Genomic DNA, 19,356 nt, shown 5'->3' with positions numbered 1-19,356 from the left:
CGGGAGAAGTGACGAGTGCGTCTGCAGCCCGACGGACATAAATTTATCGGAATAATGTCATTTATTATCATTGAAAATGATTATCATTATTGATAATATCGTTAGCAGTCAGCAAAAATCATATCGAACAAGGCAGGGGACTCAAATGAACGCAAGAAAGAAGTTCGTACTACCGGCAATGATCACAGGTTTGCTCGCATTGGCACTGACGGGCTGCGGCAGCCAAAATTCGAATTCGGCGTCTTCGTCTGCGGCTGCCTCGACGGCAAGCGCCACTGCAAGCGCCACGGCAAGCGTCGAAGCGACGGCTTCGCAGGATCAGGCATCGGCGCAATATCCGATCGTCATCAAGCATGCTTTTGGCGAGACGGTCATCGAGAGCAAGCCCGAGCGTGTCGCCACGATCCAATGGGCGAATCATGACGTCGTGCTCGCGCTCGGCGTAGTGCCCGTAGGATTCTCAGCGGCGAACTACGGCGTTCAGGACGATAGCGGCATGCTGCCCTGGACCGCACAGAAGCTCAAAGAGTTAAACGTGGACAAGCCGAACATTTTCCAGGATACGGACGGCCTTGATTTTGAAGCGATCTCGGATTCGCATCCGGACGTCATTCTCGCTGCATACTCCGGCATTACACAGGAAGATTACAATACACTCAGCCAGATCGCACCGGTCGTGCCTTATCAGTCCAAGCCGTGGGCGACGACGTGGCGCGAGCAGGTTCTCTACAACGCGACAGGAATGGGCATGAAGGCGGAAGGCGAGCAGTTGATCAAGGATACCGAGAACCTCATCAAGGAGAAGGCGAGCGCTTATCCTCAAATGCAGGGCAAAAAGGTCGTCTGGGCCAACTTCTCGGCCAAGGACTTGTCCAAGTTCCACATCTACACGCCTGCTGATCCGCGCGGCGACTTCCTGATCGAATTGGGCATGACGTATCCCGAGGGCGTGACGAGCCAGATCACGGACCCGACCGCATACTCTCTGAACCTGAGCGCCGAGAATGCCGACGCGCTGAACGACGCCGACATTATTATCGGCTACGGTGACGACAGCCTGTATCAAGCCGTCAAGGCCGACTCCCTGCTCGGCAAAATCCCGGCAATCAAGAGAGGTTCGGTAGTGTTCATCGGCAACGGTACGCCGCTGGCAGCGTCGGGCAATCCGAATCCGCTCTCGATCGCCTATACGATCGACGATTATCTGAAGCTGATTGCGGGAGCTATCGACAAGATCGATGGATAGTTCGACGGCTGCGAACGAACGGCTGCACTCGCCTATTCCAAGGCACTTCGCCTTGGTGCTGGCCGTCTGCATCGTGCTGCTGATTGTATGCGCGGCAGCCTCGCTGGCGTTCGGCTCCCGGATGGTAGGTGTTCACGAGCTGATGGACGGCTTATTCCATCCGGCCGCCGACTCCTTCGGCGCCGACGTCGTTCGCAAGCGCATTTCCCGCACGGTCTTCAGCTTGCTGTGCGGCGCGGCGCTCGGCGTATCCGGCTCGCTCATGCAGTCGGTCACGCGCAACCCGATCGCCGACCCGAGCATACTGGGCGTCAACATGGGAGCGTCCTTGTTCGTCGTATGCGGCATCGCGTTCCTGCATATCAGCACGGCCAATCAATACATATGGCTTGCCGTGGCAGGGGCGGCGATCACCGCGGTGTTCGTATTCGGCATCGGTTCGATGGGGCGTGGCGGCGCCACGCCCATCAAGCTTGTGCTGGCAGGGGCGGCGACGAGCGCCGCCCTGTCGTCGTTGGTCACGGCGATCATGATCCCTCGCTCCTATGTCATGGATCAGTTCAGATTCTGGCAGGTGGGGAGCGTAGGTTCGGCAAGCTGGAGCGGTATCGGGACGTTTGTGCCGTTCCTGCTGGTCGGCATGCTGGTCGCTATCCTCGTCGCACCTGCGCTTAATGCGCTGGCGCTCGGGGACGACGCCGCGACCGGCCTCGGCGTCCGCACCGGGACGCTGCGGCTGTCCGCGGCGATGGCCGGCGTGCTGCTGTGCGGCGTGACGACGGCGCTGGCAGGCCCGATCGGATTCATCGGGCTGATCGCCACGCATATCGTCCGGCTCGTCCTGGGCCCCGATCTGCGTCTGCTCATCCCGATGTCCGCGCTATCCGGCGCGATTATTCTGACAATCGCGGACGTGGGCGGGAGGCTCGTCGGCAGTCCCGGAGAGCTGGAGGTCGGCGTCGTGACTGCATTCATAGGCGCTCCCATCCTCATCATCGTTGCCATCAAATCGAAAGCGCGAACCTTATGACAAATTCTACGATTGCAATCATCATGGCGGGAAGACGTCACAGACGCCGCCGCTGGGCGCTGGTTACGGGGCTGCTGACATTGCTGGCGGTCGTCCTGTGCTGCCTCATGCTGCTGCTCGGTCATACGATCTATCCTGTAAAAGAGGTCATCCGGGCGTTAACGGGCGAGCAGTTGAAGGGTGTGACGTTCGCGGTGCATACGATCCGTCTGCCGAGAATGCTGGCCGGCCTGTTCGCCGGGTTTGCCTTTGGCGTGGCCGGTTATACGTTCCAGACGATGCTGCGCAATCCGCTCGCCAATCCGAACGTTATCGGCATTACTTCCGGTTCGAGCGCCGCGGCCGTTTTTTGCATCACCGTGCTTCATGCGAGCGGCGCCATCATCTCTGCCGCGTCCGTCATCACGGGCCTCGCTACAGTGCTCGTCATTTATGTGCTGTCCAGAGGCAGCTCGTTCTCGATCGGCCGGCTCATCATCGTCGGCATCGGCATCCAGGCTATGCTGGACGCCGTCATCTCCTATCTGCTGCTCGTCAGCGCCGAGCAGGACGTTCCCGCCGCGGTCCGCTGGCTCACGGGCAGCCTTAACGGATCCACGCTGCAGCAGCTTCCGCCGCTCGTTATTACAGTTTTGCTATGCGTACCCGTCGCGATTATTTTTGGCAGACATCTCGGCATTCTGGAGCTTGGAGAGCAGGCGGCGTCTTCGCTCGGCGTCAGTACAGATCGGACGAGGATCGTGCTGATCGTCAGCTCCGTATTCATGATCGCCATCGCGACCGCTACGACAGGTCCGATCGCCTTCGTCTCGTTTCTCGCAGGACCTATTGCCAAAAGACTGGTCGGCGTCGGCTTCTCAAATGTTATTCCCGCGGGGCTGGTCGGCGTTAACCTGGTGCTGGCGTCCGATCTGATCGGACAGTTCGCATTTGCTTACAGATTCCCCGTAGGCATCATCACCGGATTGCTCGGAGCGCCATACTTGATCTTCTTGCTGATCCGAATGAATCGAAAGGGAGAATTGTAATGAAAGCGCCGCATACGCTTCAAGCCGAACAAGTCGTGTCGGGCTACGAGAACAAGACGATTATTCACGGCGTCGACCTGGTCGTGCCGAACAACAAGATCAGCGTCATCATCGGGTCGAACGGCTGCGGCAAGTCTACGCTGCTCAAGACGATGGCGAGGCTGATCAAGTCGAGCGCAGGAAATGTGACGCTGGACGGGCGGCCGCTCGGCAAAATCGCTCCGAAGCAACTGGCGCGCGTGATCGGGCTGCTGCCGCAGTCTCCGATTGTCCCGGAAGGGATCACGGTGACGGATCTGGTAGGGCGAGGGAGATTCCCGCATCAGTCGCTGCTCGGCGGCTGGACCAAAAAAGATCATGAAGCCGTGGCCGAAGCGATGACGATCATGAATATTACCGAGTTCGCGAACCGCCATATCGACGAGCTGTCGGGCGGCCAGCGGCAGCGCGTCTGGATCGCGATGGCTCTGGCGCAGCAGACCGACATTTTATTTCTGGACGAACCGACCACTTATCTGGACGTTACGTATCAGATCGAGATTCTCGATCTGCTCACCGACCTGAACCGCAAATACGGGACGACGATTGTGATGGTGCTGCACGACATCAACTTGTCGGCACGGTACGCCGATTATATTTTTGCGCTTCATCAAGGGAAACTTGTGGCCGAAGGCGCGCCGGCGGAAGTCATCTCGAGCAAGCTGGTCAAAGACATTTTCGGACTCGAATGTACGGTAATCAACGATCCGGTGTCGGGATCGCCCATGGTCATCCCGATCGGGAGATATCATGTTCAGCGGCAATAGAGCGTATCGAGCGTTGCTATGCAGCCTCAGCCTTGGAACAATCGGGCTGGGGCTGCTTGGCGTGAACGGCAGACGACAAACGACAGGCGGTGGGCGGTGGGCGGTGGGCGGCAGGAAAACATTTAATTTTTAAATACAGCAATTGACAGTGCGGCAGGGCGTGCTATATACTCTGAACGCATATAGTAATATTTACTATTAAGAGATTGGTGTTGCCAATCTTGTATGACATTTATCTTGCGGGGAGGTTCAAATGGCACATCTGCTTATGATCGAAAGCTGGGTAGGCGCAAGCGGCAGCCTGTTGCCGCCGCTTCTGAAATCGCTGGGACATACGTACACCTTCGTCACGCGAAAGCCGGAGCATTACAAGGGTACGCCAAGCACGGGACAGCATCCGGTGATCCGGCATGCCGAGGAAGTTCTTGTTGCCGAGACGAACGACGTGCCGGGTTTGTTTGCCTTTTTGCAGCCCTATCGTTTTGACGGCGTCATTACGGTGTGCGATTACTACATCGAGACGGTGAAGGAGGTCGCGGACTTTTTCGGACTCCCGTGTCCTTTTCCCGAAGATGTGAAAACGGTGCGGCAGAAACATCTCATGCGCCAGGCGCTCGACCGCGCGGGACTGGACAATCCGGGCTATCGGCTGGCGAGCAATTGGGAGGAAGCGGAGGATGCGGCGGAAGCTATCGGGTTTCCGCTCGTGTTGAAGCCGGTTGACCTGGCGTCCAGCGCCTTCGTCAGCCTCGTGCGGAATCGGGAAGAGCTGCAAGCGGCGTACAGGGCGCTTGAAGAGTTTCCGCTTAATTTCAGAGAGCAAGAGCGGGAGCATGTGTACCTGCTTGAAGCCTATATGGACGGCGAAGAAGTGAGCGTCGAGAGCGTCTCGTACAAGGGAGACACAAAAATACTCGGCGTGACCGACAAGTCCGTGACCGGCAAGCCCTACTTCATCGAAAACGGGCATATGTTCCCGGCGAAGCTGACCGAGGCGAAGCGGGAGGCAGTCGTGCAGTTCGTGCGCAGCGCGTTAAAGGCGACGGGCATCGATCACGGCATCGCCCATACGGAAGTGAAGCTGACCGCGGAAGGCCCGCGCATCGTGGAGATTAATCCGCGAACAGCCGGCAACTACATCGTGGAGCTGATCGGGCGCGTGACGGGCATCGACATGCTTCAATCATTCGTGGAGCTGTCGCTGGGCCTGGAGCCGGACATCACGCCTTCGGACATTGGCATCGCCAGCGCGGCCGTGATGTTCCTCGTGCCCCCGGCAGGCGGCACGATCGCGCACCTCGAGGGCGTCGAATCGCTGGATGCGGACGAACACATCGTGCGCTACAAGACCGAGGATTGCGCAGGCCAAACCGTCGCGGCTCCGATCGATAACGCCTGCTACCTGGGCCATGTCATCGCCGAGGACAAGGAAGGGCTGAACGCCAGGCGGTATGCGGAAGAGGCGCTCGGACGACTGAAGCTCAGCTATGCGTCTGGCGGCGGAGACAGCGTATGAAGGATGCGACGAACAGCCCCTCGCCTTGCAGCAGCGTGGCTGCATTGCGGGAAGCGATCTTGCAGGGCGAGTGGGGCTCTCCCCCGGCATCCATGTGGATTACCGGCGCATCCGCCATCTACCAGACGACCCAGTTTCCCGCCTCCGGCATCAAGTATCACAATTACTATTTGCTGCTGCGATCGGAGGCTTACTTTGGGGCTTGCTCGTATACGGCGGAGCAGCTCGACATCGAGATCGCAGGCCAACTGTCAGGCCGCCCTCTGGATGACGTATTGCGAGACACGCGGAGTCCGGTGCAGATCGCGGCTATGGATGCGTATCTGGGCGTTGTCAGACCGCATGCCGTGCATTGCAGCCGGGCGATAGAGATCGAGGCCGGGACGCCGATTCACAAAGCAAGGCAGCGCGACGCACGAATCGCGGAGATGGCCGACATACTGCCGGGGCAGCAGGTGGCGCTGATCGGCGTCGTCAATCCGCTCATCGAAGCGATCCTCACACGCGGCGGCACTTGTCTGCCGTGCGATCTGCAGCTCGACGCCACCCAGCATGGAGAAGCTGTGGAGAAGGACATGGAGAAGGTGCTGGACCGCGCGGACAATGTGATCTGTACGGCGATGACGCTCGGCAACGGGACGTTCGATCGGATTGTGGAGCGTGTCCGGGAGAGGCGAATCCCGCTCACCGTCTACGCGCAGACGGGAAGCGCAGTCGTAGCGCCCTTTGTAAACAACGGCGTGACGGCGTTGGTGGCCGAACCGTTCCCGTTTACGCAATTCAGCGCAGGCCCGTCGACGCTCTATTGCTATGCAGGCAAGGGAGGAGGCGCGGGAGCGGATGGAGGTTGATACCGGCTCGGACAATTTTCTGCATACGAACCCTGCGCTGTATCTGGCATTCAACGGGGAGCACGACCAGAGCATGGCGCGCTTCATACATACGATATTGGCCGAATTTAATGCCGGCAAGACGGTGCTCGACGTCGGCTGCGGGCCGGGACGCGAGGTCGCCTATCTCAATCAAGCCGGGTACGAAGCGGTAGGCTTGGACAACTCGGAGCCTATGCTGGCGTGGGCGAGAGCGCATTATCCGGGATTGTCGTTCGTTGACGGCAGTCAGGCCAACTTTTCGTTGCAGCGGCAGTTTGACGCTTTGTATTGCGTAGGCAGCACTTTTTTGTACAACTTCACGAACGAAGAGGTGCGCGCCAGTCTGCGCTGCTTCCGGCAGCATCTCCATGCAGGCGGATTGCTGTATATGGACATGCGCAATGCCGCTTTTTTTCTCACGCAGGAAGGACAGCGATGGCTGACCGAGGAACTGACGGAGCAGACGACAGTCGGCGGGAACATGATCTCGCTCAGCACCCGGTTCGGCATAGATCCGATCAACCAACTGCTGCTGCGCGATTATCGCTGGACGGTGCCGGGACAAGCGCCGATCGTCGAGCGTCTGCGGCATCGGCTGTTATTTCCGCAAGAGCTGGCTCTCTACTTGTCCTTGAGCGGATTCAGGGTGCTCCATCTGTTCGATCAACCCGCTCCGCATATCGATATTTACGAACGGGCACGTCCGCTCGAGTTCAGCGAGCAGCTTCAGGGAAGACGCATGCAGATTATCGCGCAGGCCGTCTGACCTACTTATCACAATACATGATCTGCTATATGGCAGGGTGGGGGAGCATATGAAAAAGAGTATTTTCGCACTTTTAATAATCGTAATAATAACTATTATAGGTTGCAGTAATGCTTCGAATCAAACGGAAACCAAAGCGCCGGATGCCGCCGTAAAAGACAATAATCAGGAGCTGGTCGTGGTAGCCCAGGAGATCGCAGCCAGTCTGGACCCCGTCAAACCGCTCACTTCGAGCTACTTGCGTCTGATCGGAGCGGGCGAAGCATTGTTCAAAGTAAATGCCGCGGGCGAAGTGCAGCCCGAGCTTGCGGACAGCGCAAAAGAAATCGACCCCTCCACATGGGAAATCAAGCTCAGGCCGGAGCCTCGCTTCTGGAGCGGCAAAAAAATAGATGCCGATGCGGTCATCGCTTCGCTGGAGCGCTCGAAGACGCTCGATCTGCAGGCGCTGCCCTATCTGAAGGAATTAACGTTCAGCAAGGCGGACGATCTGACGATCCGGGTTAAAACGACGCGCGAGCATCTGCCCGTACCGCTCAATCTGTCCTACTACCAGACGCTGATCCATAATGCGGAAGCGAAGCAGGATGCAGTCGACACGATGGACTTGTCGGGCATGTACAAGGTCGTCGAATTTGTCCCGAAGCAAAAGCTGGTGCTGGAGGCGAACGACAGCTATTGGAAAACAAAGCCGACGATCCGGCGCGTCGTGTTCGAGGAAATCAAGGATGAGCAGACGAGGGTGCTGTCGAGCTTGAGCGGCCGCAGCCAGGTTGTGCTTAACATACCGGTGACGAGCCTGGCGCAGTTCAAGGGCAATGCCGGCACAGCCTTGTCCGCTACGCCGGCGGCCAATACGCAGACGGTTTATTTGAATCTGAGACAGCCGCAGTTCGCCGATGTCAAAGTGAGACAGGCGCTGTCGTGGGCGGTCAACCGGGAGGAGCTGGTCACGCTGGCGGCGGAGGGGCAGAGCTTCCCGGTCACGACCTGGCTAAGCTCCAATCCGGCTTATGCGGATCAGCGCAACGCGGTGTATGGCCGGTTCGATCAGGAACAGGCGGCCAAGCTGCTGGATGAAGCGGGCTGGGCGCTGGGCGCGGATCATATTCGCTACAAGGACGGCAAGCCGCTCACGCTGCGTCTGATGACCTGGGGAGGCGACAAGGCGTTGGGCGAAGCGCTGCAAAATCAGTGGACGAACATCGGTGTGAAAACAGAAGTGAAGTACGGGGATTACAGCCTGATCGAGACGGCGCGGGAGTCGGGCGATTGGGATGCTTCCATCGAAGCGTGGAGCACCTTCGGCGAAGAGTTCGCCTTGTTGTCCGGCCAGTACGGGCCCAAGGGGAGCGCGAACTTCGGCGGCTATGACGACGCGCAGACCAACGAATGGCTGTCGGCGTTGCAGGCAGCATCCGATGACGGAACGCGTCACGAGCTGGCCGGCAAGATCAATGAGCGGGTAGCGCAGCAGGCACCGGTCATCAGCTTGTATCCACGCCCGCAAATTACGGCGGTCAGCCAATCGCTGCAAGGGTTCGAAGCCCATTTCCGGCAATTCGAAAATGTCGTAAACGCCAACCTGACATTGGCGGCGAAATAAACTGCGGGCACAGGTATGGTGAACCTTATCCTGCGGAAGCTGCTAGGTGCGTTCATCACGCTGTTTTGTGCGATACTTCTTCTATTTATTCTGATACGCCTTGCTCCGGGAGATCCGGTCAAGTCGATGCTGGGACACAGCGCCGACATCGCGATGAGCAATACCGACGACTATGAGCTGAGAGTAGCCGAGCTGCGTGCGCAGCTCGGCCTGGATCGGAATGTCGCCGTACAGTACACCGCCTGGCTGAAGCGTCTGCTGCAATTGGATCTCGGGACGTCGATTCAGACGGGGCGGGCCGTCGGAGCGGAGATCGCGCACCGATTGCCCGCTACGGCGATTCTCTCCGCAGCCGCGTTAGCCGTTCAAGTCGCATTGGGGCTGTTGTTCGGGACGGTGTCGGCGCTTCAAGCGGGCAAAATTCGCGATAACGTCATCCGGTTTGCCTGCGTCGGGCTATCGTCCACGCCGGTATTTGTGATCGCCCTCGTGCTGCTCTCTTTGTTTGCCGTGAAGCTTCATATATATGAGATTAGCAGCGAGGCCGGCTTGGCGAGAGTGTGGCTGCCGGCTATCATACTCGGACTAATGGGCGCGCCGCAGTTGATCCGAATTGTGAGAGCGAATCTGCTGACCGAGTTTGGCCGGACGTATGTGCTGTCTGCGCTGTCGAGAGGGCTGGACCGCAAGCGTGTCGTCAGACACGCTTTGCGCAATGCGCTGCTGCCGCTCGTCACGGTGGTTGCTCTGTCGCTGACGACGCTCGTCGGCGGAGCGGCCGTGATCGAGAGCATTTTTTCCTGGCCGGGCATTGGCAAGTATGCGCTCGACAGCATTTTGCTGAGGGATTATCCGGTTATTCAAGGCTATGCGCTGGTCATGGTTGCTATCGTGATCGCGATCAACTTGCTCGTGGATGTCGTCTACGTGCTCATAGACCCTCGGATTCATCGGGAAGGAGCAGAGGAAGCGCGTGAATAGGCTCAAAATGAAAGGTTCGATCAGTCTGACGGCAGGCATCGTCATCCTCGGTCTGCTCGCGCTCGCGATTGCGGCCGCGCCTTGGCTCGCACCCTACGATCCGCTGCAGCAGCACGTAGCCGAGCGGCTGGAGAAGCCAAGCATCCAGCATCCGCTCGGTCAAGACCGCTTCGGCCGCGACGTCCTGTCCCGCACGCTGTACGGCGGCCAAAATACATTGCTGGCCTCGGTCACCGCTCTAGGCGTGGCGCTTGCCATCGGTCTGATCGTCGGGCTGCTGGCCGGCATGTATCGCGGCTCGCTGCTCGACACGATGTTTATGCGCCTTATCGACGTGCTGCTGGCCTTTCCGTTTATGGTGCTGGCCATGATTGTCGCAGCGCTGTTCGGCACGAGTCTTGTCCACCTGCTCATAGCGGTTGTCTCGGTATGGTGGGTTTCCTTTGCCCGTGTGACGCGAAGCGTCGTGCTGCATGTCAAGAGCAACGTCTCGTTCGCGGCTGCCAGGGTGCTCGGCGCATCGGACGGTTCTCTGATGTGGCGACAGCTCCTTCCGAGCGCGATCAGCCCGGTATTGATTCTGGCGACGTTCGAGCTGGGCAGCCTCATTTTGTCGATTGCGGCGCTCTCTTTTCTGGGACTCGGCGCTCAGCCGCCGGCGCCCGAATGGGGCAGCATGCTGGCAGACGGACGCGACCATTTTTTGCAGGCGCCGCACATCTTGCTTGGCCCCGCTATTTTTATCGTGCTGACGGTGCTTGCTTTTAACTTGATCGGGGAAGGGCTGCGGGATCGGCTGGATCCTTATGAAAAATCGGTGTTGTAGGAGGAGCGGAGGTTGAAAAGCGCGTCCAAGGCCATGCTTCGCATTCGGGACCTGCGGGTCGGCTATCCGCAAAGCGGCCAGGTTGTCAACGTGATAGACGGCCTTTCGTTCGAACTGGGCAAGGGAGAAATCGTCGCGCTGCTGGGAGAAAGCGGTTCGGGCAAATCGACGGTTGCCAAAGCATTGACGGGATTGCTGCCTGCTTCCGCCAGGATCGGCGGAGGCACGATCACGGTGGGGAGCAGCGCCATTGTTGACTTGCCGCTTGAGCGTGCGCCCTGGGAATCGATTCGCGGCAGACAGATCGCGATGCTGTACCAGGACGCGCAGCAGGCGCTCAACCCCATGCTCACCATCCAAGCGCATTTTCGCGAGAGCCTGCTCTATCATCGCCTGGCCTCGGCTGCCGAGGTGCAGGATGTAAGCGTGAAGTTGTTAAGGTCATTAAATTTCTCCGAGCCGCTCGATATTCTGGCGCGTTATCCGTTCCAGCTAAGCGGCGGGATGTGCCAGCGGATCTGTCTTGCCCTGGCACTCTGTCTGAAGCCAGCCGTACTGATCGCTGACGAGCCGACGTCCGCGCTCGATACGGTCAGCCAGAAGGAGGTGCTCGATTTATTAAAGACGATGCAGGCGCAGCACGGCTTGACCGTGCTGTTGATCTCCCACGATATCGCTGTGGCGAATGCAATCAGCGATCGCGTCATAGTCTTGAATCAAGGCGCGCTAGTAGAGGACGGGGATACCCGGACCGTACTCACGAGGCCCAGGTCCGATTATACGCGCGGGCTGCTTGCCTCCCGTACGCAGATTTCAGAAGCGGTGCGGGAGAGCGAGCAGCCACTGCCGCGCGAGCCTTTGCTTGAGATATTGCGGCTCGATAAAATTTTCGATCGCAAAAAGCAGGTGCTCCACGCGGTTGATCTGACGCTGCACCGTGCGGAGATTGTCGGCATTTTAGGGCAAAGCGGATGCGGCAAGTCAACGCTGGCCAGGTGCATCGCCGGTTTGGAGCTGCCAAGCGGTGGGCGCATTTTGTATCGCGGGGCCGAGATTGGCGGCCTGCGGGGAAAATCGCGGCGCGAGATGTGCAAGCAAATTCAGCTTGTTTTTCAGGACGCCAGAGCAAGCCTCAATCCGTCGCGCACCGCGCTGGAGCTTGTGCAGGAGCCGCTCCGATATTTGCGGATCGGGAACAAAAAAGAAAGAGAGAAGCTGGGCAAGTTTTTTCTCGACGAAGTTGGCTTGTCCGGAGATGTGCAAAGGAGGCGTCCGCCTCAATTAAGCACCGGTCAGTGCCAGCGAATCGCGATCGCGAGAGCGCTCGTACTGCAGCCGCAAGTGCTCGTCTGCGACGAAGCGGTGTCCGCCCTGGATATGAACGTACAAGCACAAATACTGGCGCTGCTCCGACGGCTCCAACAACAATACGAATTTGCCGTCATCATGATTTCTCATGACATTCGTGTACTCCGCTCGTTCTGCCACAACATTGCCGTCATGAACAAGGGGCGCTTCTGCGAAATATTGCAGGCCGACGCGCTCCTGGACGCAAGCAAACAACCGTATACGCAATTGCTGCTGAAATGCGCGGGCGATATGGAGATCGGTCTGGATTGATGGCAGGGCTACGAGGAGGAAGCGACATGATCGCAAACATATTGGATACGATCGGCAATACGCCGCTGATCGCCATTCCCAATACGAACAGAGCGAATGAAGGTCAAGTGCTGTTCAAATATGAACGCTCCAATCCGGGGGGCAGCATCAAGGACCGCCCCGCGCTGTATATCGTTCAGGAGGCCGAGCGGCGGGGATGGCTGAAACCCGGAGGCACGATAATTGAATCTTCCAGCGGCAACTTCGGCATATCGCTGGCGATGATCGGCGCAGCCAGAGGCTATCGCGTCATTATTCTGGCTGATCCCAAGACGACGGACGCCAATCTGGCGCTAATCAAAGGGTTCGGGGCCGAAGTCATCGTCGTAACCGAGCAGGACGATTCGGGCAGCTATCACAAAACGAGAATCGCGCTCGCGAACAAGCTGGCCAGGGAGATAAAGCATGCGTACCGTCCCGACCAGTGCTTTAATTTATTGAACAGCGAAGCGCACTTCCATAGTACGGCCCGGGAGATTATGGCGGCCTGCCCCGGCGGCATCGCGGCATTCGTGACGGCGGTCAGCACCGGCGGCCAATTAGGCGGCATCTCCAGCTATATGAAAACCTATGCGCCAGAAGTACGGATTATCGGTGTGGATGCAGCGGGCTCTACCGTGTTCGGCGGACAAGCGGAGGCGTACCGCATCCCGGGCATCGGTCTTAGCTGGACGCCGGTTAACCTGAATTTAGCGGATATCGATTGCGCCTACAAAATAACGGATGCGCAGGCATTTCTCGCCGCGCGGGCATTTGCCCGTCACGAAGGCATCTTGATGGGGCCGTCGAGCGGAGCTTGCGCCTTGGTCGCGCTTAAGCTCGCCCAGGAGCTTGAGCCGGGGCAGAAGGTCGTCTGCATGGTATCCGACGGGGGAGAGCGTTACATACAGACGTTGTTCAATGACGGATGGATGGCGGAGCAAGGGTTCGCGATCGACGCCGATGTGGAATCGGTTCGTGCGACGGCACGGCTGTTGCGGCCGTGGAGCCTGCGCCCTGCCGACCACGCCAATTATCGGCCGGATTTGATTCGCAGTCTGGATGTACCGGAGACGACCTTAAATATGAATGCGGAGACAAGCAAGCGGCCCCTGCATCGTTAATGCTTCGATAATGCACGGCAGTTCGATAATGCACCGCAGATTGGCCGGAGGTTGCTGCAATGACTGTTGGAACGACCGGAAACGACAAAGCGCTTACCAAGCCATTTTTACGCCTTTATGCACTTGCATGGCTGTTTTTTAGCGCCAATGCCATTTTGGGCGTCATTATCCCTTTGCGGAGCGAGTCGCTCGGGGCGAGCAATAGCCAGGTCGGCTTGATTATGGGCGCGTACATGTTCACCTGCATGTTTTTTCGCCCGTGGGCAGGGTATTTGATTCACCAGCATGGGCCGGTCATCGTTCTTCGCATTTTGCTGATCGTGAACGGCCTCGCCCTTGTCCTGTATGGTTTTACAGGATTGGAGGGCTTTGTAGTCGCTCGTGTGATGCAGGGCATATGCACGGCCTTTTTTTCGATGGCGCTTCAGATGAGCATCATCGACGCCTTGCCGGATGAGCAGCGTGCCCAGGGCTTGTCGCTGTATTCGTTGTTTACGTATATGCCGACCATTGTCGGTCCGCTTGTTGCTATCGGGATCTGGGATTGGGGAGGCATGAATGCCTTTAAAGGGGTTGCCATTGCAATCGCGGTGGTCACAGGATTATTTGGCTACAGCGTGCCCATGAACGATGACCGGTCGCCAGTGGGCGGGACGATACAGCAGAAGGGTTTGCGCGGCGCGTTCGGCCGGCTCTCCGGGCAGCGACCGCTGCTCGTATGCGGTATGCTGATGCTTACCGTTTCTGTCGTGTTCGGAGCAGTCACCACGTTTATTCCTTTGTATGCCGAGCAAGTTTTGTACGGACACGCAGGTGTGTATTTGATGATCCAGGCTTCCGTCATCGTTGTCTGCCGTTGGGCTTACAGCAAACGAATACCGTCCGATGGCAAATGGCATGCCCGGTTCATTGGCGCGGTCTGCCTGTTGGCGGCGGCGGGGGCAATGATGCTGTCGTTGTCGCAAACGTGGGGACCGATCGTATTTTATGCAGCAGCCGTTCTGATCGGTATCGCGCAGGCGCTGTTGTACCCGACCCTTATGTCCTATTTGACCTTTGTCTTGCCGGGCGAGTCCCGCAATGTCATGATCGGATGGTTCATTGCCGCTGCCGATCTTGGTATTGCGCTCGGCGGAGTGGCGATGGGGCCGTTGGCCGACCGGTTTTCATACAGCTTCATGTATGCGGCAGGCGCCGGATTAACCGTACTCGTCAGTATTGCGGTTGTGATGAAGCCTCTACCGTACGCACGAATTCCTTGATTGCATAGGAGAGATACCTTTCTTTGTTCCAGATGAGCCGCAAATTCCAGGGAATCACGGGATCGGTCAAGGGAAGAACCCGGACTTCAGGATTTACGACTTTGGCGCATATCGCCTCCGGCAGAAAGGACACGCCCATGTTGGAAGCGACCATCTCGGCCAGCAGGTCCCATTGGGCGCTCTCGAAGGCGATGGGCGGATCAAACCCGAGACGGCTGCTGGCAAGGACGACATGCTTTCTGACGGAGAAGCCTTGCGGAAACAAAATAAACGGATCATCCCGCAGCGACGCCAAACTTACCGACGCATTGTCGGCGCAGGGATGCTCGCGATTGAGGACGGCGAACAGCTTTTGCTCGATGAAACGCACCGTTCCGAGCTGTTCGTCCTCAACGGGGGCAACCACTACGCCCAGATCGAGTTCCCCGATACGTACGAGCTGCTCGACTTTTTGTGCGCCTTGTTCCACGATGCGGATCTCGATTTTGGGATATTTTTTTTTGAAAGGGGCCACGACCCGGGGAAAGAACACCGAACTGATCACCGGGGGCAGGCCGATCAGCAGGCTCCCGTTTTCCAAAGTGGAAAAATCGTGAAGGCGGGCGTGCAGGTCGTTGACGGATTCGACGATGGCACGGAATTGGCCGACGGCAGAGGCGCCGACGTCGGTCAGTTTGAACGTTTTTCCAGAACGATCGAATAGTGTCACGCCGAGCTCCGCTTCGATGCTTTTAATGATCTTGCTGAGATTGGGCTGCGTCGTATTCAGCACCTCAGCCGCTTTGGTCATGTTCTTCTGTTTGGCTACCTCGAGTACATACACCAGGTTCCGAATATCCATCTCATTTCCCTCCGCCAACGATAACGATTTGTTATGGTAACCATACGATATATGAATTTTACCTAGGAATTTCGGCCTTGTAAAATGAAAGGTGTAAACGCTCTCAATGGAAATTGAAATGACGATGATTTTATTTCGTATGGAGATGAAATGGATGACCGATCTTTTGGCCGGCAAGACCGCTTTTGTCACGGGAGCGGGCAGCGGAATCGGATTGGAAATCGCACGGAACTTCGCCGGAGCGGGAGCGACGGTCGCATTGGCCGATCTGGACGGTGAGAAAGCGATGGCCGCGGCGGCTGCCCTGAGGTCCGAAGGCTGCAGTGCGATAGGATTGCCATGTAACGTGACCGACGAGCAGCAGTATGCGGAAGCTCTGGCATCGTTTCGCGAAGCGAACGGCAAGCTGGACATTTTGGTCAATAATGCAGGTTTGCAATACGTCGCGCCGATTGAGGCGTTTCCGGTCGAACAGTTTGACCGGATGCTCAAGGTGATGCTGACGGGAGCCTTCATCGGCATCAAGTACGTTTTTCCGATGATGAAGGAGCGGCGTTACGGACGCATTGTCAATATCGCTTCCATTAACGGCCTCGTCGGATTTGCGGGCAAAGCGGCATACAACAGCGCGAAGCACGGCTTGATCGGACTCACGAAGGTTGCGGCATTGGAGGGGGCGGAGCACGGAATTACCGTAAACGCCCTGTGCCCGGGCTATGTCGACACGCCTCTGGTCCGGGGGCAGCTCGAGGATTTGGCCCGGGTGCGGCAAGTGTCTCTCGATCGCGTTCTGGAGGAAGTGATATACCCGCTCGTCCCTCAGCGGCGGCTGCTGGCCGCCAGTGAGGTCGCGGACTATGCGGCATTGATCGCGAGCGATATGCTGAAGGGCGTCACAGGCTCTTCCTTATTGATCGACGGCGGGTATACCGCGCAATGAGCACAAGAAAGGGGGCGGACTCATTTGAATAAAATGGTCGGTTCAATGCAGGAAGCGGTCGCGGACATCCCGGACGGCGCGACGCTGATCGTAGGCGGATTCGGTTTGTGCGGCATTCCGCAGCACCTGATCGCGGCGCTCAGGGAGCGGGGCACCCGCGGTCTGACCGTCGTGAGCAACAACTGCGGCGTGGACGATTGGGGGCTTGGATTGCTGCTCGCGAGCAAGCAGATTCGCAAAATGGTCTCATCCTATGTCGGCGAGAACAAAAGCTTCGAGCAGCAGTATTTGGGCGGAGCGCTTGAGGTGGAGCTTGTGCCGCAAGGAACGCTCGCGGAGCGCTTGCGGGCCGGCGGAGCTGGGATACCCGGTTTCTACACGGCGGCTGGCGTAGGCACATTGGTGGCAGATGGCAAGGAAGTCCGCCAGTTCGACGGGAGGAGCTACTTGCTGGAAAAAGCGATTGTCGGCGACTTTGCGCTTGTCAAAGCGTGGAAGGCGGATCGGTTCGGCAACCTGGTGTTTCGGAAAACGTCGAGAAACTTCAATCCTTTGGCGGCATCGGCCGGCCGGATCACCATCGCTGAAGTTGAGGAAGTGGTGGAGCCGGGCGAGCTGGACCCGGATTCGGTTCATACGCCGGGTATCTACGTGCAGAGAGTCGTCCAGGGCGGGGCTTACGATAAAAGGATCGAGCGGAGAACGGTACGCCCGGTGGCAGGAGGTATAGGATGAGCGATTCTCGTTCCCGAATCGTCGAGCGCGCGATCAAGGAAATTCGCAGCGGCATGTATGTCAACCTGGGCATCGGCATGCCGACTTCGCTTGCGGACCACATCCCCTCGGATATGCAGGTGATGCTCCAATCGGAGAACGGCTTGCTCGGGATCGGTCCTTATCCGACGGAAGGCGAGGAAGATGCCGATCTGATCAATGCCGGCAAGGAGACGGTTACCGCAGCCTGCGGCGCTGCCTATTTCGACAGCGCAGAGTCGTTTGCCATGGTCCGCGGCGGACATATCGATCTGGCCATTCTGGGCGGGATGGAGGTGTCCGAGGAAGGTGATCTTGCAAACTGGATGATTCCCGGCAAAATGGTCAAAGGCATGGGCGGCGCAATGGACTTGGTGAACGGTGCCAAGCGCGTCGTCGTCATCATGGAGCACGCCAATAAGTACGGAGATTCGAAAGTGAAGCAACGCTGCTCGCTCCCGCTGACCGGCCGTCGGGTCGTCCACCGTCTGATTACGGATTTAGCCGTGTTCGATTTTACGGAGGTTGGCATGACATTGATCGAATTGCAGCCCGGAGCCACCTTGGACGAAGTCCGCGATCGCACCGAAGCGTCGTTTCTCGTCGGTCCCGGCGTTTCGGACGTCGGCGATCCCGGATTGCGGGAGGCCCAATGAACAGAGAAGCGGTGATCGTTGGCGCCGTGCGAACGGCGATCGGTAATTTCCAGGGAGCGTTGTCGGAGGTTCCGGCGACCGAGCTGGGCAGCATCGTCATCCAAGAAGCGTTGAGAAGAGCCGGCCTGAAGGCCGCAGAGATTGACGAAGTCATCATGGGCAACGTTCTTCAAGCCGGGCTCGGTCAAAATCCTGCCCGTCAGGCTTGGCTGAAGGGAGGATTGCCTCTTGAAGTGCCGGCCCTGACCGTGAATCGCGTATGCGGTTCGGGGCTTCAGGCGATCATCCTCGCGGCGCAATCCGTTCTGCTGGGAGATGCGGACGTGGTCGCCGCGGGGGGAATGGAAAGCATGAGCCGGGCTCCCTTTTTACTGAAAGGCGCCCGTTCCGGCTTGCGGATGGGGGACGGCCATCTGACGGATTCGATGATCCGGGATGGCTTATGGTGCGCGATGGCCGACGTTCATATGGGGGTCACGGCCGAGAACGTCGCCGAACGCTATCACGTAACCCGGGCGGAGCAGGATGCTTTCGCAGAGGAAAGCCAGCGAAAAGCGGCGCTGGCAATGGCAAACAAACGATTCGATGCGGAAATCGTCCCGGTGTCCATCCCTCAGAAAAAGGGCGAGGCCGTACAGTTCGATCAGGACGAATACCCGCGGCCGGGAATGACGGTCGACAGGCTCGCCGCATTGCGGCCCGCCTTCAAGGAAGGGGGCACCGTGACGGCCGGAAACGCCTCGGGCATCAATGACGGGGCTGCCGCCATGATCGTGATGTCGGTACAGTCGGCAGCCGAGCGAGGACTTCAGCCGTTGGCCCGAATTCGCGGATATGCCGTCAGCGCCTTGGACCCGTCCGTCATGGGGCTTGGGCCCGTGGAGGCGATTCGCCGCTTGTTGCGACGAACCGGCGTCACGCTGGCCGAAGTCGATTTGTTCGAGCTGAACGAAGCTTTCGCCTCCCAATCGATTGCCGTCAGGCAGGAGCTTGGCATCCCGCCGGAGAAAATCAATGTGAACGGAGGCGCGATCGCGCTTGGACATCCGATCGGCGCGAGCGGCGCCCGAATCGTCGTATCGCTGCTTCATGAGATGGAGAAGCGAGAGGCGAAGCTGGGAATTGCAGCACTGTGCGTTGGCGGAGGCCAAGGCGTTGCAATCCTGGTCGAAAGGAACTAGTGCAAGAAACTTCAAATAAGTAATCGATTAGCATTTTAAGACCTTGCCTGCATATGTCCATTTAAAAGGCTTGGCCATCGTTTTGTTAAAGTAATCAATGAAATCAAGAATCTGTTGCCGTAGGTGTTGAGTGGAATAGAAACTCCCCCGCCTTAACAAGCGACGCACGAGGATGCTGAACCACATTTCAATTTGATTGAGCCAGGAACAATGTTTGGGTGTGTACAGGAACCGGATGCGATGCGTCGGGTCGCTCAAGAAAGCACGACGACTTTCTAAGGAAC

General features: G+C 58.1%; 19 protein-coding genes. 17 read left to right on the top strand and 2 right to left on the bottom strand.

What is annotated here, in order from left to right; genetic code table 11:
• Positions 1–145 precede the first annotated feature (145 nt).
• The 13 genes from VQ071_RS22510 to cntE all read left to right on the top strand — a co-directional run bounded on the left by VQ071_RS22510 (position 146) and on the right by cntE (position 14,701).
• Entirely contained in the window at positions 146–1,246 is a 1,101-nt protein-coding gene (locus VQ071_RS22510) for an iron-siderophore ABC transporter substrate-binding protein (protein ID WP_340516479.1), read from the top strand.
• Positions 1,239–2,276 (top strand): FecCD family ABC transporter permease, encoded by a 1,038-nt coding sequence (locus tag VQ071_RS22505; protein ID WP_340516478.1) that lies wholly within the window; start codon positions 1,239–1,241, stop codon positions 2,274–2,276. Before VQ071_RS22510 ends, VQ071_RS22505 begins: the two co-directional genes overlap by 8 nt.
• Positions 2,273–3,304, top strand: coding sequence for a FecCD family ABC transporter permease (locus tag VQ071_RS22500; RefSeq protein ID WP_340516477.1), 1,032 nt, complete (start codon positions 2,273–2,275; stop codon positions 3,302–3,304). Before VQ071_RS22505 ends, VQ071_RS22500 begins: the two co-directional genes overlap by 4 nt.
• The gene (locus VQ071_RS22495) at positions 3,304–4,110 is read left to right on the top strand and encodes an ABC transporter ATP-binding protein (RefSeq protein WP_340516476.1); all 807 of its coding nucleotides are present in this window, start codon (positions 3,304–3,306) and stop codon (positions 4,108–4,110) included. Before VQ071_RS22500 ends, VQ071_RS22495 begins: the two co-directional genes overlap by 1 nt.
• A 253-nt stretch (positions 4,111–4,363) precedes the next feature.
• Positions 4,364–5,626, top strand: coding sequence for an ATP-grasp domain-containing protein (locus tag VQ071_RS22490; protein WP_340516475.1), 1,263 nt, complete (start codon positions 4,364–4,366; stop codon positions 5,624–5,626).
• Positions 5,623–6,477, top strand: a complete 855-nt coding sequence (locus VQ071_RS22485; protein WP_340516474.1) for a Rossmann-like domain-containing protein — start codon at positions 5,623–5,625, stop codon at positions 6,475–6,477. Before VQ071_RS22490 ends, VQ071_RS22485 begins: the two co-directional genes overlap by 4 nt.
• A complete protein-coding gene (locus VQ071_RS22480) occupies positions 6,467–7,264 on the top strand; it encodes a class I SAM-dependent methyltransferase (protein WP_340516473.1) in 798 nt (265 codons plus the stop codon). The genes VQ071_RS22485 and VQ071_RS22480 overlap by 11 nt, the downstream gene beginning before the upstream one ends.
• Before the next feature lie 178 nt (positions 7,265–7,442).
• Positions 7,443–8,870: an ABC transporter substrate-binding protein gene (locus VQ071_RS22475; protein WP_340516472.1), complete on the top strand. Its 1,428-nt coding sequence runs from the start codon at positions 7,443–7,445 to the stop codon at positions 8,868–8,870.
• 15 nt (positions 8,871–8,885) lie between these two features.
• On the top strand, positions 8,886–9,851 hold the full coding sequence (locus VQ071_RS22470; RefSeq protein WP_340516471.1) for an ABC transporter permease: 966 nt from the start codon (positions 8,886–8,888) through the stop codon (positions 9,849–9,851).
• The gene (locus VQ071_RS22465) at positions 9,844–10,677 is read left to right on the top strand and encodes an ABC transporter permease (protein WP_340516470.1); all 834 of its coding nucleotides are present in this window, start codon (positions 9,844–9,846) and stop codon (positions 10,675–10,677) included. The genes VQ071_RS22470 and VQ071_RS22465 overlap by 8 nt, the downstream gene beginning before the upstream one ends.
• 12 nt (positions 10,678–10,689) lie before the next feature.
• Positions 10,690–12,297: an ABC transporter ATP-binding protein gene (nikE, locus tag VQ071_RS22460; protein WP_340516469.1), complete on the top strand. Its 1,608-nt coding sequence runs from the start codon at positions 10,690–10,692 to the stop codon at positions 12,295–12,297.
• 26 nt (positions 12,298–12,323) lie between these two features.
• Entirely contained in the window at positions 12,324–13,439 is a 1,116-nt protein-coding gene (locus VQ071_RS22455; RefSeq protein ID WP_340516468.1) for a cysteine synthase family protein, read from the top strand.
• 59 nt (positions 13,440–13,498) lie between these two features.
• Positions 13,499–14,701 (top strand): staphylopine family metallophore export MFS transporter CntE, encoded by a 1,203-nt coding sequence (gene cntE / locus VQ071_RS22450; RefSeq protein WP_340516467.1) that lies wholly within the window; start codon positions 13,499–13,501, stop codon positions 14,699–14,701.
• Here the strand turns inward: cntE and VQ071_RS22445 are convergent.
• Positions 14,652–15,542, bottom strand: a complete 891-nt coding sequence (locus VQ071_RS22445; RefSeq protein WP_340516466.1) for a LysR family transcriptional regulator — start codon at positions 15,540–15,542, stop codon at positions 14,652–14,654. The two genes, cntE and VQ071_RS22445, sit on opposite strands and share 50 nt — an antisense overlap.
• 154 nt (positions 15,543–15,696) lie before the next feature.
• Between VQ071_RS22445 and VQ071_RS22440 the strand changes: the two genes are divergently transcribed.
• The 4 genes from VQ071_RS22440 to VQ071_RS22425 are packed head-to-tail and all read left to right on the top strand — an operon-like array spanning position 15,697 to position 19,072.
• The gene (locus tag VQ071_RS22440; protein WP_340516465.1) at positions 15,697–16,482 is read left to right on the top strand and encodes a 3-hydroxybutyrate dehydrogenase; all 786 of its coding nucleotides are present in this window, start codon (positions 15,697–15,699) and stop codon (positions 16,480–16,482) included.
• Between the two features lie 33 nt (positions 16,483–16,515).
• Complete coding sequence (locus VQ071_RS22435) at positions 16,516–17,217, top strand: CoA transferase subunit A (RefSeq protein WP_445293329.1); 702 nt, start codon at positions 16,516–16,518, stop codon at positions 17,215–17,217.
• On the top strand, positions 17,214–17,891 hold the full coding sequence (locus tag VQ071_RS22430) for a 3-oxoacid CoA-transferase subunit B (protein ID WP_340516463.1): 678 nt from the start codon (positions 17,214–17,216) through the stop codon (positions 17,889–17,891). Before VQ071_RS22435 ends, VQ071_RS22430 begins: the two co-directional genes overlap by 4 nt.
• Positions 17,888–19,072, top strand: a complete 1,185-nt coding sequence (locus tag VQ071_RS22425; RefSeq protein WP_340516462.1) for an acetyl-CoA C-acetyltransferase — start codon at positions 17,888–17,890, stop codon at positions 19,070–19,072. Before VQ071_RS22430 ends, VQ071_RS22425 begins: the two co-directional genes overlap by 4 nt.
• Before the next feature lie 27 nt (positions 19,073–19,099).
• On the opposite strand, the gene VQ071_RS22420 is transcribed toward VQ071_RS22425, so the two are convergent.
• Positions 19,100–19,356, bottom strand: a 257-nt coding sequence (locus VQ071_RS22420; RefSeq protein ID WP_340515588.1) for a transposase, incomplete at its 5' end; no start/stop codon positions are given.

This window comes from Cohnella sp. 56, assembly GCF_037963805.1.
In the GTDB taxonomy this organism is placed as follows: Bacteria; Bacillota; Bacilli; order Paenibacillales; family Paenibacillaceae; genus Cohnella.
Note: the sequence above shows the minus strand (reverse complement) of the source record. Positions and strands in the feature narration are given on the sequence as shown.